Source organism: Methyloversatilis sp. MC4-4, assembly GCF_049843555.1.
In the GTDB taxonomy this organism is placed as follows: Bacteria; Pseudomonadota; Gammaproteobacteria; order Burkholderiales; family Rhodocyclaceae; genus Methyloversatilis; species Methyloversatilis discipulorum_B.
The window spans coordinates 1035805-1052921 of record NZ_JBBHZK010000001.1 but is presented as its reverse complement, the minus strand read 5'-3'; the positions used below and the strand labels follow the sequence as shown (position 1 = coordinate 1052921).

The 17117-nt window shown below is 67.1% G+C and carries 14 protein-coding genes; 12 read left to right on the top strand and 2 right to left on the bottom strand.

Annotation, left to right across the window (positions count from 1 at the left end):
* Positions 1-25: 25 nt before the first annotated feature.
* Positions 26-943 carry a DMT family transporter gene (locus tag WDZ97_RS04770; protein WP_425761957.1) on the bottom strand — a complete coding sequence of 306 codons (918 nt, stop codon included), beginning with the start codon at positions 941-943 and terminating at the stop codon, positions 26-28.
* Between the two features lie 75 nt (positions 944-1018).
* Here WDZ97_RS04770 and dapC point away from each other — a divergent pair, with 75 nt between their 5' ends.
* The 7 genes from dapC to WDZ97_RS04735 are packed head-to-tail and all read left to right on the top strand — an operon-like array spanning position 1019 to position 9829.
* Positions 1019-2233 (top strand): succinyldiaminopimelate transaminase, encoded by a 1215-nt coding sequence (gene dapC / locus WDZ97_RS04765; protein ID WP_425761956.1) that lies wholly within the window; start codon positions 1019-1021, stop codon positions 2231-2233.
* A gap of 49 nt (positions 2234-2282) precedes the next feature.
* On the top strand, positions 2283-3101 hold the full coding sequence (gene dapD, locus WDZ97_RS04760) for a 2,3,4,5-tetrahydropyridine-2,6-dicarboxylate N-succinyltransferase (RefSeq protein ID WP_019918184.1): 819 nt from the start codon (positions 2283-2285) through the stop codon (positions 3099-3101).
* 43 nt (positions 3102-3144) lie between these two features.
* On the top strand, positions 3145-4326 hold the full coding sequence (locus WDZ97_RS04755) for a PilT/PilU family type 4a pilus ATPase (protein ID WP_425761955.1): 1182 nt from the start codon (positions 3145-3147) through the stop codon (positions 4324-4326).
* 33 nt (positions 4327-4359) lie between these two features.
* Positions 4360-5505 carry a succinyl-diaminopimelate desuccinylase gene (dapE, locus tag WDZ97_RS04750; protein WP_425761954.1) on the top strand — a complete coding sequence of 382 codons (1146 nt, stop codon included), beginning with the start codon at positions 4360-4362 and terminating at the stop codon, positions 5503-5505.
* Positions 5502-6431, top strand: coding sequence for a 50S ribosomal protein L3 N(5)-glutamine methyltransferase (prmB, locus tag WDZ97_RS04745; protein ID WP_425761953.1), 930 nt, complete (start codon positions 5502-5504; stop codon positions 6429-6431). The genes dapE and prmB overlap by 4 nt, the downstream gene beginning before the upstream one ends.
* A complete protein-coding gene (locus WDZ97_RS04740; RefSeq protein WP_425761952.1) occupies positions 6428-9352 on the top strand; it encodes a PAS domain-containing sensor histidine kinase in 2925 nt (974 codons plus the stop codon). The genes prmB and WDZ97_RS04740 overlap by 4 nt, the downstream gene beginning before the upstream one ends.
* A 27-nt stretch (positions 9353-9379) precedes the next feature.
* Positions 9380-9829 carry a response regulator gene (locus tag WDZ97_RS04735; protein WP_304001018.1) on the top strand — a complete coding sequence of 150 codons (450 nt, stop codon included), beginning with the start codon at positions 9380-9382 and terminating at the stop codon, positions 9827-9829.
* Between the two features lie 120 nt (positions 9830-9949).
* On the opposite strand, the gene WDZ97_RS04730 is transcribed toward WDZ97_RS04735, so the two are convergent.
* Entirely contained in the window at positions 9950-11596 is a 1647-nt protein-coding gene (locus WDZ97_RS04730) for an ABC transporter permease (protein ID WP_425761951.1), read from the bottom strand.
* 132 nt (positions 11597-11728) lie between these two features.
* On the opposite strand from WDZ97_RS04730, the gene WDZ97_RS04725 reads away from it, so the two are divergent.
* The 5 genes from WDZ97_RS04725 to WDZ97_RS04705 all read left to right on the top strand — a co-directional run bounded on the left by WDZ97_RS04725 (position 11729) and on the right by WDZ97_RS04705 (position 17002).
* On the top strand, positions 11729-12826 hold the full coding sequence (locus WDZ97_RS04725) for an ABC transporter ATP-binding protein (RefSeq protein WP_425761950.1): 1098 nt from the start codon (positions 11729-11731) through the stop codon (positions 12824-12826).
* Entirely contained in the window at positions 12823-13527 is a 705-nt protein-coding gene (aat, locus tag WDZ97_RS04720; protein WP_425761949.1) for a leucyl/phenylalanyl-tRNA--protein transferase, read from the top strand. The genes WDZ97_RS04725 and aat overlap by 4 nt, the downstream gene beginning before the upstream one ends.
* Positions 13528-13552: 25 nt before the next feature.
* Complete coding sequence (locus WDZ97_RS04715; protein ID WP_304001015.1) at positions 13553-14305, top strand: arginyltransferase; 753 nt, start codon at positions 13553-13555, stop codon at positions 14303-14305.
* 304 nt (positions 14306-14609) lie between these two features.
* Complete coding sequence (locus WDZ97_RS04710; RefSeq protein WP_425761948.1) at positions 14610-15626, top strand: quinone-dependent dihydroorotate dehydrogenase; 1017 nt, start codon at positions 14610-14612, stop codon at positions 15624-15626.
* Positions 15623-17002 (top strand): MATE family efflux transporter, encoded by a 1380-nt coding sequence (locus tag WDZ97_RS04705; RefSeq protein WP_304001013.1) that lies wholly within the window; start codon positions 15623-15625, stop codon positions 17000-17002. The genes WDZ97_RS04710 and WDZ97_RS04705 overlap by 4 nt, the downstream gene beginning before the upstream one ends.
* Positions 17003-17117 lie beyond the last annotated feature (115 nt).

Sequence of the window (17117 nt, the reverse complement as noted above, 5' to 3'; positions counted from 1 at the left end):
GCGTCTGCCGGATACTGATCCGCCGCTACGCGCGAGGAGCGGTTTCGCTCTCCGGCGCCGGCGCCTCCAAGTGCCCCGAAAACAGACTGGCCGCGATGATCATCGCGCCGCCGATCCATTCCTTCACGCCCATCACCTCACCCGCCAGCCACCACGATGAAATCGCGGCGACCACCAGTTCGAACAGGAAGAGCGCGATCGCGGCGTTGGCGCTGAGGAAAGTGATGCCGTACTGCACCACCAGATTGACCAGCAGCAGCACGCCGCCGATCAGCGCCAGCAGCAGCCAGGTGTCGGCACCGATGGCGGCGAACTGCTGCAGTGGGGCTTCGCCGCGCAGCCAGGCGGCGACGGGGGCTACGGCGATAACGCCGAGGAAGACGGCCATCACCTTCTGTTCGATCTCGATATGGGCGGTGCGGCGGATGAGCACGTTGGCGAGCGCGAAGCAGACGCCCGCGCCCAGGCCCATCCACTCGGCCGAGCCCTGCGGCCAGGGCAGGCCCAGTTCCGGCCGCCATAGCATGACGAAGGCGCCGGCCAGCGACAGCGCAATCACACCGGCGCCGGCCCGGCTCAGCCGTTCGCCCAGCAGCAGGCGCGACAGCAGCACGGTCCATAGCGGCGACAGGTAGAACAGCAGCAGCACGCGCATAACCACGCCGTCCAGCGTACCGAGCACATAGCCCAGATTGGTGCCGGCCGCGGCCAGCGCCAGCGCGACCAGCCAGAAGCTGGGCCGGGTGCGGCGCAGTACCGGCCACAGCGGGATCAGGCCGAACAGGAAGGCAAGGCCGTAGGTGATGAAGGTGGCGGTGACGCCGCCCATGCCGGCGGCTTCGATGACGCGGTAGGGGTACCAGATGAGGCCCCAGATGACGGCGCCGGCGAGCAGCGCGACCGAGGGCAGCAGCCGTGAAGACGGCCGGCGGGAAGTGAGCATCGGGACGTATACTTATGCGTTTCCGGGCGCCACCATCGACGCCAACGGCTTCAAGAACCGAAATTGCTGACTTTCATGCTGAACGACACCCTGCCCGTCACGCCCCATCTGTCTCTGCTTCAACCCTATCCCTTTGAAAGACTGAAGGAATTGACCTCCGGCGTGACCGGACCGGCCGATCTGCCGCTGGTGCGCCTGTCGATCGGCGAGCCGCAGCATGCCACGCCTCAGCTGATCAAGGATGCGCTGACCGGTGCGCTGGACGGCCTCGCGGTCTATCCGACCACCGCCGGCATCGATGCGCTGCGCGAGTGTATCGCGGGCTGGCTGCAGCGCCGCTACGGTCTGCCAGCGGTGAGCGCGGCGACCCAGGTGCTGCCGGTGAATGGTTCGCGCGAGGCGCTGTTTTCGTTTGCGCAGTGCGTGATCGACGGCAGCCGGCCGGACGCCAAGGTGCTGGCGCCCAACCCTTTCTACCAGATCTACGAAGGCGCAGCCCTGCTGGCCGGCGCGCAGATCGCCTTCTACAACCAGCTTCCGGACGACCGCTTCGCCTGCAATTTCGAGCGCATTCCGGAGGCGGACTGGGCCGGCGTGCAGCTGGTGTATGTGTGTTCGCCGGCCAACCCCTGCGGCAAGGTGATGACGCTGGACGAGTGGCGCACGCTGTTCGAACTGGCCGACCGCCACAACTTCGTCATCGCCTCGGACGAGTGCTATTCGGAAATCTATTTCGACGAGGCAGCACCGCCACTCGGCGGCCTGCAGGCCGCGCAGGCACTGGGCCGCAGCGCATTCGAGCGGCTGGTGGTGTTTTCGAGCCTGTCCAAGCGCTCCAACGTGCCGGGCCTGCGTTCCGGCTTCGTCGCCGGCGACGCCCGCCTGCTCAAGCGCTTCCTGCTCTACCGCACCTACCACGGCAGCGCGATGGGGCTGGCGGTGCAGCGTGCCAGCATCGCGGCCTGGCAGGACGAGGCGCACGTGCGCGACAACCGTGACCACTACCGAGCGAAGTTCGACGCGGTGCAGCCGCTGATCGCCTCGGTCATGGATTCGCCGCTGCCGGACGCAAGCTTCTACCTGTGGGCGCGCACGTCGATCGATGACGCCGAATTCGCCCGCCGGCTGCTCGCCGAATATAATGTTGCGGTTTTGCCGGGCAGCTACCTCGCCCGCAACGCCCACGGCATCAACCCGGGGGCAGGCTTCGTCCGCATCGCGCTGGTGGCACCCGCCGGCGAGTGCATCGAGGCCGCCGAACGCATCGTGCAGTTCTGCCGCGCGCTCTGAGCCGCGGCGCCACTACCCTCCACACCATAAAACTTACGGGACACCCTCCATGCAGGCCGCACAGCAGATCATCGAAACCGCCTTCGAAAACCGCACCCAGTATTCGCCGACCAATGCGCCGGCCGAGGTGCGCGAAGCCATCGACTTCGTCCTTTCGCAGCTGGACAGCGGCGCACTGCGCGTCGCCGAGCGCATCGACGGCGAGTGGGTCACCCACCAGTGGATCAAGAAGGCGGTGCTGCTGTCCTTCCGCATGCAGGACAACGTCGTCATGGACGGCGCCGAAACGCGCTACTACGACAAGGTGCCGATGAAGTTCGCCGGCTACGACGAAGCGGCCTTCCGCGCCGGCGGTTTCCGCGTCGTGCCGCCGGCCACCGTGCGCCGCGGCGCCTTCATCGCGAAGAACGCGGTGCTGATGCCCTCCTACGTGAACATCGGCGCCTACGTCGGTGAAGGCACCATGGTCGACACCTGGGCCACCGTCGGTTCCTGCGCACAGATCGGCAAGAACGTGCACCTGTCGGGCGGCGTCGGCATCGGCGGCGTGCTCGAGCCGGTGCAGGCCAACCCGACCATCATCGGTGACAACTGCTTCATCGGCGCCCGCTCGGAAGTGGTCGAAGGCGTCATCGTCGAGGACAACTGCGTCATCTCGATGGGTGTGTACATCGGCCAGAGCACCAAGATCTACGACCGCGCCACCGGCGAGGTGATGTACGGCCGCGTGCCCGAAGGTTCGGTCGTCGTGTCCGGCAACCTGCCGTCGGCCGACGGCAAGTACAGCCTGTACTGCGCGGTCATCGTGAAGCGGGTCGACGCGCAGACGCGCGCCAAGACCAGCATCAACGAACTGCTGCGCGCCTGAGCCCTTACTGATCCACTGAAGTCGCTGCCGTCGGAGGCCCGCCGTGATTCTCGACAAGCTGTTCCAGGTCATGGCGGACAAGAACGCCTCCGACATCTTCATTTCGGCCGGCGCGCCGATCGCGATCAAGATCCAGGGCACCACGGTGCCGATCAACCAGCGTGTGATGGATCCGGAAACGATCCAGCGCATGGCCTACGAAATGCTCAGCGACGAGCAGCAGCAGAGGTTCGAGAAGACGCGCGAACTGAACCTGTCCTTCGGCCGGCGCGACCTCGGCAACTTCCGCGTGAACATGTTCTGGCAGCGCGGCAGCATCGCCATGGTGGTGCGCTACATCCTCGGCGACATTCCGCCGCTCGACACGCTGGGCCTGCCGCCGGTGCTGACCGAGCTGATCATGGAAAAGCGCGGGCTCATCTTGGTCGTCGGCGCCACCGGTTCCGGCAAGTCGACGACGATGGCGGCGATGATCGACCATCGCAACGCCAACAAGTCGGGCCACATCCTGACGGTCGAAGACCCGATCGAGTACCTGTTCAAGCACAAGAAATCGATCGTGAACCAGCGCGAGATCGGCATGGACACCGAGGGCTGGGCGCCGGCGCTGAAGAACGCAATGCGCCAGGCGCCGGACTGCATCCTGATCGGTGAAATCCGCGACGTCGAAACGATGCAGGCCGCGCTCGCCTACGCGCAGACCGGCCACCTCTGCCTGGCAACGCTGCACGCCAACAACGCCCACCACGCGCTGAACCGCATCGTCAATTTCTTCCCGCTGGACAGCCGTCCGCTGCTCTTCCTCGACCTGTCGGTCACCCTGAAGGGCATCATTTCGCAACGTCTGGTGCGCAAACCGGACGGCCGGCGCATGCCAGCGGTCGAAGTGCTGCTGAACACGCGCCATATTTCCGAACTGGTCGAGCGCGGCGAAATCAACAGCGTGAAGGAAGCGATGGAGCGCAGCATGGCGCCCGGCTCTCAGACCTTCGAACAGGATCTGTTCCGCCTCTATCGCGAGGGCGAAATCACGCTCGACGAAGCGCTGTCGAATTCCGACTCGCCGACCAATCTGTCGTGGCTCATCAACAATTCGCAGTTCGGCGTGACCGAGACACCCAAGGTCGATACGCCCAGTCCGGAACTGCGCGACCTCGAATCGACCGAGCCGAGCGGCGCTTCGTTCGCCGAATTCTCGCTCAATCTCGACGAGGGCGGCCGCTGACCGCCCTGCCCGACCTACCCCGGATTTTCCCCGATGTCAGAAGCAACGCTTGAGCTCACCCGACAGCTCATTTCCACCCGTTCGGTCACGCCGGTCGACGGCGGTTGTCTCGAAACCCTGGGCGCCCGCCTGGCCGCCGCCGGATTCACGCTCGAACGCATCGACGCTGGCGGCGTATCGAACCTGTGGGCGCGCCGCGGCACCACCGGCCCGCTGTTCTGCTTCGCCGGTCACACCGACGTGGTGCCGACCGGGCCGCTAGACCAGTGGAACAGCGACCCGTTCGAACCGGTCGTGCGCGACGGCATGCTGTACGGTCGCGGCGCGGCCGACATGAAAGCCTCGCTGGCGGCCTTCGTCACATCCACCGAACGCTTCGTCGCCCGCGTGCCCGATCACGCCGGCTCGATCGCCTTCCTGCTCACCTCCGATGAGGAAGGCGACGCCATCGACGGCACCGTCCGCGTCGTCGAGCGGCTTGCCGCCCGCGGCGAGAAGCTCGATTACTGCGTGGTCGGCGAGCCCACTTCGGTGACGAAACTCGGCGACATGATCAAGAACGGCCGCCGCGGCTCGCTGTCCGGCAAGCTCACGGTCAAGGGCGTGCAGGGCCACATCGCCTACCCGCATCTGGCGAAGAACCCCATTCACATGTTCGGCCCGGCGCTGGCCGAGCTGGCCGCCATCCGCTGGGACGAGGGCAACGAATACTTCCCGCCGACCAGCTGGCAGATTTCCAACATCAAGGGCGGCACCGGCGCGACCAACGTCATTCCGGGGACGCTGGAAGTACTGTTCAACTTCCGCTTCTCCACCGCCAGCACGCCCGAATCGCTGAAAGCGCGGCTGATTGACGTACTCGATCGGCACGGCGTCGATCACGACATCGTGTGGACGCTGGGCGGCAAGCCCTACCTGACGCCGCGCGGCACGCTGGTCGATGCGGCCGAAGCCGCCATCCGCGACGTGACCGGGCTGACGACCGAACTGTCGACCACCGGCGGCACCTCCGATGGCCGCTTCATCGCCGACATCTGCGCCCAGGTGGTCGAGATCGGCCCGAGCAACGCCACCATCCACAAACTGAATGAATGCGTGGCGGTGGCCGACATCGAACCGCTGTCGCGCATCTACGAAAACCTGCTCGACCGGCTGCTCGGTCAAGGAAAGACAGCATGAAACTCAAGACCAGCGACAAGGCACCTGCGAAGAAAACGGTGCCGCCGGAAGAACTGATGTCGGTGCGCGACTGGGTGCGCTATCTGGTCAGCCGCATGGGCGCGGCCGAGGTCGCCTTCGGCCAGGGCTTCGTCGACGCCTGGGACGAGGCCGTCTATCTGGTGCTGCACACGCTGCACCTGCCGCTCGATCGCCTCGAACCCTTCCTCGACGCCGCGCTGACGGTGGACGAATGCGAGCGCCTGATGCGCGTGACCGAACGCCGCTGCGAAGAGCGCGAACCGGCCGCCTACATCACCGGCGAAGCCTGGCTCGGCCCCTTCCGCTTCCGTGTCGATCCGCGCGTCATCATTCCGCGCTCGCACATTTTCGAACTGATGCAGGACGGTTTCGCGCCGTGGCTCGACGACATGGGCGAACCGGAGCGCATCCTCGACCTGTGCACCGGTTCCGGCTGTCTGGCGATCGCCGCCGCGCACTTCTTCCAGGAGGCACGGGTCGATGCCGTCGACCTGTCGGCCGACGCGCTCAAGGTCGCCCAGCTCAACATCCACGACCACGCGCTGCGTGATCGCATCGAAGTGCTGCACGGCGACCTGTTCGAACCGGTGGGTGAGCGACGCTACGACCTCATCATTTCCAATCCGCCCTACGTGACCGAAGCGGCCATGGCTGCGCTGCCCGACGAATTCCGTCGCGAACCGGAAATGGCACTCGGCGCCGGCGCCGACGGCATGGACATCGTGCGCCGCATCGTCGCTGAAGCGGGCCGCCACCTGAACCCGGGTGGCCTGCTGCTGGTCGAGGTCGGTCGCAACCAGGCCGAAACCGAAGCGGCGCTGCCCGAGCTGCCGCTGGTCTGGCTCGACACCGACTCGGCCACTGCTCCCGTATTCCTGCTGCGGGCAGAAGATCTGGAGCAATGAGCAGCAGCGAAACGCCTCCGGCCGACACCACACCGCATCGCCGTTCGCACCGCCTGTCCGCCACGAGCTGGCAGGCGATCGCGCTCGGCATCTTCGTGCTGATGATTTCGCTCGGCCTGGCCAGCCTGTCGGCACGCGGCGATCTGTGTGCTGTTCACGCGGAACTTGCGCACACATTGATGGCGCCGCTGCAGGCGCGGCAGACGCCCGAACTGCGCCGCATCCTGTCCGACGCGCACGACCGCGGTCTGCTGACCGAAGCCAGCCTGCGCGACGCGAAGGGGGAACTTCTGGTCGATCTGCCCCCCTCTGCCACCGACGACAGCGCGCTCACGCTGCGCGCGGAAGGCAGTCTGCGCGTGGACGGCGTGCTGGTCGGTACCCTGACGATAGGCGCCGCGCGCGACACCGGGCTGCCGGTGCTGCTGACCACGCTGCTGCCGGCCTGTGCACTGGCCGTCTTCTGCGTGCTGGTCGCCTGGGGCGCGCGTACCGCCGAGCGACGGCGCGTCGCCAACGCCATCGGTCCGGTCGAGGCGGCGGCGACGGCGCTGGTGCGCGGCGAACCGGTGGGGCGTGTCGCCCTCCCGGCCGGGCATCCGCTGAGCGCGCTGGCACAGGCGCTGGAAGCCGCCTGCGCGGCCCTCGAACAGCGCCGTCGCGACGCCGTCGCCGAGGCCGAGCGTCTGGCGCGGGTGGCCAGCGCGCACGACGAAGCGCAGTGGGAATGGAATCTGCAGACCGGTCAGATCTGGTACAGCGATCGCTTTCCCGACCTGCTCGGCTACGGCGGCGACGCCTCGTTCGCGCAGCAGTTCAACTGGGGCGCCGCCACCCATCCGGACGACGCCGGCACCGTCCGGCGCGCGCGCGAACGGCTGTTCGGGCGCGAAATGACGCACAGCGACGACCAGATCCGGCTGCGCGTGCGCGACGGCACCTACCGCTGGTTCCGGCTGCGCGCGAGCGCCCATCACGACGCCGTGGGCAAGCCGCTCTATGTGTCCGGCACGATAGAGGACGTGACACGCGATCGCATGACGCTGGACGCGCTGCGCGAAAGCGAGGCGCGGCTGTTCCACGCGGTGCGGGGTTCCTTCGACGGCGCCTGGGACTGGGACATCGGCGCCGGCCGCTACTTCCTGTCGCCACGACTGAGCGAGATCCTCGGCCTGCCTCAGTCCATGCAACCGCAGACGCACGAACAGCTGCTCGAACGCGTGCATCCGGACGACCTGTCGCGACTGCAGCACGCAATCGACGAGCACTTCCTGCGGCGTGAATCGTTCGATATCGAGTACCGCATGCGGCACGAGGACGGTCACTACCTGTGGGTGCGCGACCGCGGTCTTGCGACGCGCAACACGGTCGGCAAGGTGCTGCGTTTCTCCGGCTCGATCACCGACATCACCGAGCGCAAGCTGGCCGAACAGGCGGTGCGCACGCTGGTGACCGAGAAGCAGGCCCTGCTCGACGACGTGCCGGTGGCCATCGTCTATGTGCGCGACGACCGTATCGCCGACTGCAACCGGCGCTGTCAGGAAATCTTCGGCCACGACCGCCGGGCGCTGATCGGGCAGACGATGGAACCCTTCTTCCGCGACGAGATGGAACTGTCGCGCCTGCTCGAAGGCGCTGCGCGCGTGAAGCCGCAGCCCTACGCACAGGAAACCACGCTGCAGCGGCGCGACGGCAGTCCGCTTCATGCCTACGTTTCGGTGCGCCAGCTGGCCAGCGACGCCGATGAAGCGGGCGAAACCATCTGGATCTTCTCCGACGACACCGCCCGTCGCCGTGCGCTCGACACCGCGCGCCGCGAGGAGAATTTTTCGGCCGCGCTGGTGCGCAGCATGCCGGGCGCCTTCTTCCTGCTCGACGCACGCGGCGCGCTGCGTCGCTGGAACGAGAACCTGCAGGCGGTCACCGGCCACCGCGCCCTCGATCTGATCGGCAAGCCGGCGCTCGACCTCTTCCCGCCGGAGTTCCACCCGCTGCTGCGGCGTCAGGCCCGGCGCGCCCTGACACACCGCGACGCCACCTTCGAGGCGGAGCTGCTGTCGGCCGGTGGCGAACACCTGGCGCACGCGTTCAGCCTCTACCGCATCGACCTCGACGGTCTGCCGCACCTGCTCGGTACCGGCCTCGACATCCGCGCGCAGAAGGACGCCGAACGCAGCGTGCTGGCGCTGAACCAGCAGCTGGAAACGCGCGTGCGCGAGCGCACGGCGGAACTGGTCACCGCGATGCGCGAACTGGAGAGCTTCAGTTACTCGGTATCGCACGATCTCGCGGCACCGTTGCGCGGCATCGACGGCTTTTCGCGGATGATCGAGGAGGATTACGCCGACCGGCTCGACGAACGCGGCCGCGACTACCTGCAGCGCATCCGCGCCGGCACGCAGCGCATGCACCGGCTGATCGACGACCTGCTCGGCCTCGCCCGCATCACGCGCAACGAAATGAACCGGCAGGTCGTTGATCTCAGCGCGATGGCCTCGGAACTGGTTGCCGACCTCGCCCGGACCGAGCCCGAGCGCAGGGCAGAATTCCTCATCCAGCCGTCGATGCGCGTGTATGCTGACGCCAACCTCTTGCGCATCGCGATCGACAATCTGTTGCGCAATGCATGGAAGTTCACCAGCCGCCATGACGCCGCGCGCATCGAAATCGGCTGCTTGCAGCGTGGACGAGAGCTCGTGTATTTTGTGAAGGACGACGGCGCGGGCTTTGACATGCGATACGCAACAAAGCTCTTCGGCCCCTTCCAGCGACTCCACTCGGTCGGTGAGTTTTCAGGCAGCGGCATCGGTCTGGCCATCGTGCACCGCATCGTGCAGCGGCACGGCGGGCGGATCTGGGCCGAAGCCGAGGTGGAACGCGGAGCAAGTTTCTTCTTCACGCTGGAACCCCCATCGCAGTGATGCGGGTGACCTGGACAGGCTGGTTTTATGGCAAGCGAACGCCCGATACTGCTGGTTGAAGACAATCCCGACGACGAGGCGCTGACGCTTCGAGCCTTTCACAAGAACCGCATCGCCAACGAAGTCGTCGTGGCCCGCGACGGCGTAGAAGCGCTCGACTATCTCTTCGGCACCGGCCACCACGCTGGTCGCGACCTGTCGGTCGCACCGGCAGTCATCCTGCTCGACCTGAAACTGCCGCGTGTAGACGGCCTGGAAGTGCTGCGCCGGGTGCGTGCCGATGCGCGCACCAATCTGCTGCCGGTCGTCATCCTGACCACCTCGCGCGAACAGCAGGACATCTACGAGGCCTACCAGCTCGGCGCCAACAGCTACATCCGCAAGCCGGTGGATTTCGAGAAGTTCATCTACGCCGTCGGCCAGCTCGGTCTGTACTGGCTGGTGCTGAACGAGCCGGTCGATCCCCCCTCGAACTGAGCGCGCCAGGATTCTGTGGGAGGGGTCTTCTGACCCCGACGGCAACCTGTATCGAAGCCTGCGGACATCAACGGCCGCGTCGCGGTCAGAAGACCGCTCCCACAGGGGTGGTACGCCTGCTCAATTCCGCCGCGACCGAGCGATCTGTCTAGACAGCGCGATCAGCGGCAGCAGGCCAACCGCGACGATGGCGAGCGCGGCGGTCGATGCTTCCTGCAGTCTTTCATCGCTGGCCAGCGTGTAGGCCTGGGTGGCCAGCGTGTCGAAGTTGAACGGCCGCATCACCAGCGTAGCCGGCAACTCCTTCATCACATCGACGAATACCAGCAGCGAGGCGGTCAGCAGGCTGCCGCGCAGCATCGGCCAGTGCACGCGGCGCAGGGTCGCGCCGACACCGAGGCCGAGGCTGCGCGCCGCTTCGTCCATGCTCGGCGTGATGCGCGCCAGACCCGATTCCACCGACTGCAGCGACACTGTCAGGAAGCGCGCCAGATACGCATACACCAGCGCGGCGATGCCACCGGTCAGCAACAGGCCCGGGTTGCTGCCGGTCCACTGCTGCCACAGCCCGGACAGCAGGTGATCGAGGCGGGTGACCGGAATCAGGATACCGACCGCGATCACCGCACCCGGCACTGCGTAGCCCAGACCGACGGCCGAGCGCGCCAGCGCCACCAGACGCGAGCGGCTGGTGCGGACCGCGTAGGCGAGCAACAGCGCGAGCGCCACCGCACAGACACTGGCGACGGCGGCCAGCGTGAAGCTGTTGATCGCCAGCCCGACGAAACGCTCGCCGAACTGCGCATCGCCCTCCGAAGACGCCCATTTCAGCAGCACCGCTGCCGGCACGATGAAGCCGGCGGCCAGCGGCAGCACACAGGCGACGGTGACGCCCCAGCCGGCGGCGCGCGACAGCGCATGGCGGCGCGCACTGCCACCGGCGCGACCGCTGTCATGGAAACGCGCACCGCCGCGGCTCAGCCGTTCGGCCAGCAGCAGCAGGGTAACGAAACCGAGCAGCAACGCGGCCAGCTGTGCCGCGGCAACGCGGTCGCCGAGCGAGAACCAGGCGCGGTAGATGCCGGTGGTGAAGGTCTGCACGCCGAAATAGCTCACCGCACCGTAATCGGCCAGCGTTTCCATTAGCGCCAGCGACACGCCGGCTGCGATGGCCGGGCGGGCCAGTGGCAACGTCACGCGGAAGAAGGCTTCCCAGGCGCCCTGCCCCAGCATGCGGGCCGCCTCGTTCAGCCCGGCTGCGCGCTCGATCAGCGATTGCCGCGTCAGCAGGTATACGTAGGGATAGAGCACGGCGATGAACATGCAGGCGGCACCACCCACGGTGCGTACGTCCGGAAACCAGTAGTCGCCGCGTTCCCAGCCGAAGGTGTCGCGCAAGGCCGTCTGCACCGGGCCGACGAACTGCAGCAGATCGGTGTAGGTGTAGGCCATCACATAAGCCGGCGTCGCCAGCGGCAGCACCATGGCCCATTCCAGCACGCGGCGGCCGGGGAACTCCCACATTACTGTGGCCCAAGCGGTCGACACGCCGATCACCGCGGTGCCCAGCCCGACCCACAGACAGAGCAACAGCGTGCTGGCGACGTACTCAGGCAGCACGGTTGACGCCAGGTGCGCCCAGGTGTCGCCGGTGCCGCCGCTGAACAGGTTGAACAGCACCGACAGCACCGGTGCGGCCACCAGCAGCGCCAGCAGCAGTGCGATCAGCGACAGGGGATGGAGACGGCGGGCAGACAAGTGGGGCATGCCGGCTGTCCCGGCTTGAGTTATCGGTGGCCGGTACGCTCACGCAGCGGCAAGCGCATTATAATTGAGAGCGATTATCGGTCTTGATCCGGATCACCTTTTTGTACCGCCTCCTCCGCCACACTTCGGTCCATGTCACAGCTGCTGCTTGAATCCGTGCGCATCGCGTACGGCACCACCGAAGTGGTCCGCGACCTGTCGCTGCGTCTCGAACGCGGCCAGATCGGCTGCCTGCTCGGCCCTTCGGGCTGCGGCAAGACGACGGTGCTGCGTGCCATCGCCGGCTTCGAGCGGCTGCGCGAGGGACACATCGACATCAACGGTGTCACGGTGTCGTCCAGCCGCCAGCACCTGGCGCCGGAACAGCGGCGCGTCGGCATGGTGTTCCAGGACTTCGCACTGTTCCCGCATCTGAGCGTCGCCGACAACGTCGCCTTCGGCCTGCGCAGCGGTTCGCGTGACGAAAAGCGGGGGCGCGCCAACGAAATGCTGGCAGTGGTCGGGCTGACCGATCACGCCGACAAATACCCGCACCAGCTGTCGGGCGGCCAGCAGCAGCGCGTGGCGCTGGCCCGCGCGTTGGCACCGGACCCGGAACTGCTGCTGCTCGACGAGCCCTTCTCCAGCCTCGACGTCGAACTGCGCACCCGGCTCGCCACGGAACTGCGCGACATCCTGAAGGCGCGCGGCATCACCGCCATCCTGGTTACGCACGACCAGCAGGAAGCCTTCGCCATCGCCGACGAGATCGGCGTCATGCAGGGCGGTCGGCTGCTGCAGTGGGACAGTGCGTACAACCTCTATCACAAGCCGGAGAGTCGCTTCGTCGCCGATTTCGTCGGTCAGGGCGTATTCCTGCCGGGCACGCTGCGCGGCGACCACGAGGTCGAAATGGAACTGGGCGTGCTGCGCAGCGAATTCCCCTTCCGCTGCGACGACGGTTGTCCGCACTGCGCCGCCGACAACCGGGTCGACGTGCTGCTGCGTCCGGACGACGTGGTGCACGACGACGCCGCACCGCTGCGCGCCGAAGTGCTGTGCAAGTCTTTCCGCGGCGCCGAGTTCCTGTACACGCTGCGGCTCGGCTCTGGCCGCCGCGTGCTGTCGCTGGTGCCGTCGCACCACAACCACGCGATCGGCGAATTCATCGGCATCCGTCTCGATGCCGACCACGTGGTGGCCTTCCGCCACCCCGAGACCGCAGCCGAACCGCTGTCCAGCGCGGCGTGATTCCCTGGCTGGAACCCGGCGACCCGTTTCCGCCGGTCGATACGGCGCTGCGCGACCCGGACGGGCTGCTGGCGGCCGGTCTCGAACTGACGCCGCAGCGCATCCTCGACGCCTACCGGCAAGGCATCTTCCCGTGGTTCTCCGAGGGTCAGCCAGTGCTGTGGTGGAGCCCGGACCCGCGCATGGTGCTGGTGCCGGCCGAAATCCGTATCACGCCGTCGATGCGCAAGGTACTGCGCAACCGGCCTTATGAAGTGCGCTGCGACACCGCCTTCGAGGCTGTCATGCGCGCCTGTGCCGAACCGCGCGATGGCCAGGCCGGCACCTGGATCAGCGACCACATGATCGCCGCCTACGGCGCGCTGCACACAAAGGGCTGGGCGCACAGCGTCGAAACCTGGGTCGATGGCGAACTTGCGGGCGGTCTCTACGGTCTCGCGCTGGGGCGGATGTTCTACGGGGAATCGATGTTCTCGCGCACCCGCGACACCTCGAAGATTGCGCTGGTGCATCTCGCACGCTATCTTGAATCGCAGGGCTACGCGCTGATCGACTGCCAGATGAACACCGCGCACCTGGCGTCCATGGGCGGACGTGAAATTGCACGCAGCGAATTCTGCCGCGTGCTGTCACAGTCGGTGCAGTCGGCCCATCCGCGGCGCTGGCGGCCTGACGAAATACCGGCTTATTTCAGACCCTGAAACGGACACCGATTCCGCTGACGCCATGGCGCTGCTCAAGGACCTGCCCTTCACCACGCTGCAGTTCTATGCAACGGCACCCTATGCCTGCTCCTACCTGCAGGGCCGAACCGCGCGCTCGCAGGTCGCCACGCCGTCCAACCTGATCGATGCCCGGCTCTACAGCGATCTTGTGCGCGCCGGTTTTCGCCGCAGCGGCGTGTTCACCTACCGCCCCTATTGCGACGCCTGCCGCGCCTGCACGCCGGTCCGCCTGCCGGTCAACCGCTTCACCGCCTCGCGCACGCAGCGCCGCTCGGAAAGAAGACACGAGAATCTGGTCGCCCGCGAGGCGCCGCTGTCCTTCCGCGAGGAGCATTACGCGCTGTACCAGCGCTACCAGTCGAGCCGCCACAGCGGCGGCGGCATGGACCAGGACTCGCGCGAGCAGTATTCGCACTTCCTGCTGCAGAGCCATGTCGATACCCGACTGATCGAATTCCGCGAAGGCAGCGAGCCGGACGCCCCGCTGCGCATCGTCAGCATCATCGACATCCTCGACGACGGCCTGTCGTCGGTCTACACCTATTACGACCCTGATGTCGAAGGCGCCAGCTACGGCACCTACAACATCCTGTGGCAGGTCAGTCTCGCCCGCCTGCTCGGCCTGCCCTACGTCTATCTGGGCTACTGGATACGCGACAGCGCCAAGATGGCCTACAAGGCCCGCTTCCGCCCACTCGAGGGCCGGATCGACAGCGTCTGGCGCGAACTGGGCGACGGCGAACTGGGGCTGTAGCGCCGCTCTTGTGGGCGACCTGCGGTCGCGATGCGACTTCGGCAGACGGCCAGCTTCGATTGAGGCCGGAATCGCGAGCAAGCTCGCTCCCACAAGACCCCGGCTCCGGCCGACGTCAGGGAGTACTTTCGTGGGAGCGACCTCTGGTCGCGATGCGGCTTCAGCAGACCGCCGTCGATGTCAGAAGCCCTTTCCACGCAACCCAGGCTCTTGCCACCGCCCCGCGGGTTGCCTGCCCCCGCCGCCGGGCCGATAATCCGCGCCTTTGCGTCGTGCCCTGCGACCTGCGAACCGGATTCCACCCATGCTCTACCCGCTGCTGCGCCCCCTGCTGTTCTCGCTCGACGCTGAACGCGCCCATGACCTGACGCTGGGCACGCTGGCAAAACACCCGGGACTGGTGCCGCTGCAACGCATCGCGCCCGATCCGGTGCGCTGCATGGGTCTGGATTTTCCGAACCGGGTCGGCCTCGCCGCCGGTCTCGACAAGAACGGTGCGGCGATCGACGGTCTGGCGCGGCTCGGCTTCGGCTTCATCGAAATCGGCACCATCACGCCACGCCCGCAACCGGGCAATCCGAAGCCGCGCATGTTCCGGCTGCCGGCGGCGCAGGGCATCATCAACCGCATGGGTTTCAACAACCTGGGCCTGGATGCGCTGGTCGAAAACGTGAAGCGCTCACGCTGGGTCCGCGAGGGCGGCATTCTCGGCATCAATATCGGCAAGAACGCCGACACGCCGATCGAGCGCGCAACCGACGATTACCTGATCGGCCTGCGCGGCGCCCACCCCTACGCGCGCTACATCACCGTCAACATTTCCAGCCCGAACACGAAGAACCTGCGCCAGCTGCAGGGCGCGGACGAATTGAACCAGCTGCTGGGCGCGCTCGACGCCGAACGGCAGAAGCTCGACGCCGCCGCCGGCCGTACCGTGCCGATCGCCCTGAAGATCGCACCCGACCTCGACGCCGAGCAGATCGATGCCATCGCCGACGCGACGGTGCGCCACCACATCGACGCGCTGATCGCGACCAACACCACGCTGTCGCGCACCGGTGTCGAAAACCTGCCGCACGGCGGCGAAGCGGGTGGTCTGTCGGGTGCGCCGGTGCGCGAGAAATCGACGGCCGTGCTGCGCGCCCTGGCGCAGAAGCTCGACGGCAAGGTCGCGCTGATCGGCGTCGGCGGCATCACCGAAGGCCGTCACGCGAAGGACAAGGTCGACGCCGGCGCGCAACTGGTGCAGCTGTACAGCGGCCTGATCTACCACGGCCCGGCGCTGGTCGCCGACGCGGCGCGCGCACTGGCGGAATCGTGACCGCCGACGCCCGCCGCGGCACCGCTGCGGGCATCTTCGCGCTGGCCGCACCGATGCTGGTGTCGCAGCTGGCGAGCATAGGCACCAATGTCGCCGACACGCTGATCGCCGGCCATCACGCCACCGCCGATCTGGCTGCCGTCGCGGTCGGTGGCGGACTGTTCATTTCGGTGGTGATCGCGCTGATCGGCATCCTGTATGCCGCCGCGCCCATCATCGCGCACCACGTCGGCGCCGGCCGGCGCGAGGACATCGCACCCGCCTTCCAGCAGGCGGTGTGGATGGCGCTCTTCCTGTCACTGCCCGGCGCCTTGCTGCTCGCCCTGCCCGACCCGCTGCTCGCACTGTCGCAGCTCGATCCGGTGGTCGAGGCGAAGACGCGCGACTACCTGCTCGCCCTCGCCTTCGCGGTACCCGGCGCGCTGCTGTTCCGCGCCTTTCAGGCGCTGATGAATGGTATCGGCCAGCCGCGGCCGGTGATGGTGATCATGCTGGCCTGCCTGGCGGTGCATGTGCCGCTGGCGTGGGCACTCACCACAGGCGCTTTCGGCCCGCCGCTCGGTGCGCTCGGCTGCGGGCTGTCCACGCTGGTGGTGAACTGGCTGTCGGTGGTCTGCGCACTGCTGTGGCTCAAGTACTCGCCGCAACTGCGCGCGCTGCGCCCCTTTCACGACTGGCAGGCGCCCAGAGCCTGGGCACAGCGCGAAATGCTGCGCCTCGGCGGACCGATGGGCGTATCGAATTTCGTCGAGATCACCAGTTTCACGCTGATCGCGCTGTTCGTCGCCCGGCTCGGCCCCGACGTGGTCGCAGGACACCGCGTGATCGCCAACATCAACGGCGTCTGCTTCATGCTGCCGCTGGCACTGGGCAGCGGCACGCTGGTGCTGGTGGGTCAGGCAGCGGGCGCACACGACTGGCTGCGCGCCCGCCACACCGCGCTGACCGGGCTGGCGATGGCCAGCGTGCTCGCGGTATTCGTCGGCCTGCTGCTGTGGCTGTCGCGCGAGTCGGTGCTGGCCTTCTACAGCAAGGACCCGGCGGTGCTGGGCGTCGCCCGCAGCCTGCTGCCCTATGTCGCGCTGTTCGTGCTGATCGACGCCGCGCACACGCTGGCTTCGTTCGCGCTGCGCGGCTACAAGGTGACGGTGGCGCCGATGATCGTGCACACCGTCTGCTTCTGGGGCGTCGGCCTAGGCAGCGGTTACCTGCTCGCCTTTCACGGCCTGCCCGGGGCCGGCATCGCGCTGATCGCGCAGCCCATGGGGGCGGCCGGTTTCTGGCTGGCAACGCTGCTGTCGACCGTGCTGGCCGGCTTGATGATCGGCGTCATCCTGTTGCGGGTGATACGTCGACATCCACGCGCCATCGCATGATTGCTGCGCAGCAACAGCGAGCGGGATGTTTTCCCGACGGTGCACCGCACGCGGCAATTGAAGTAAAGTCCGCGGCTGCCCCGCCCGGAACAGAACAAACCACTCGTCCGGGCTT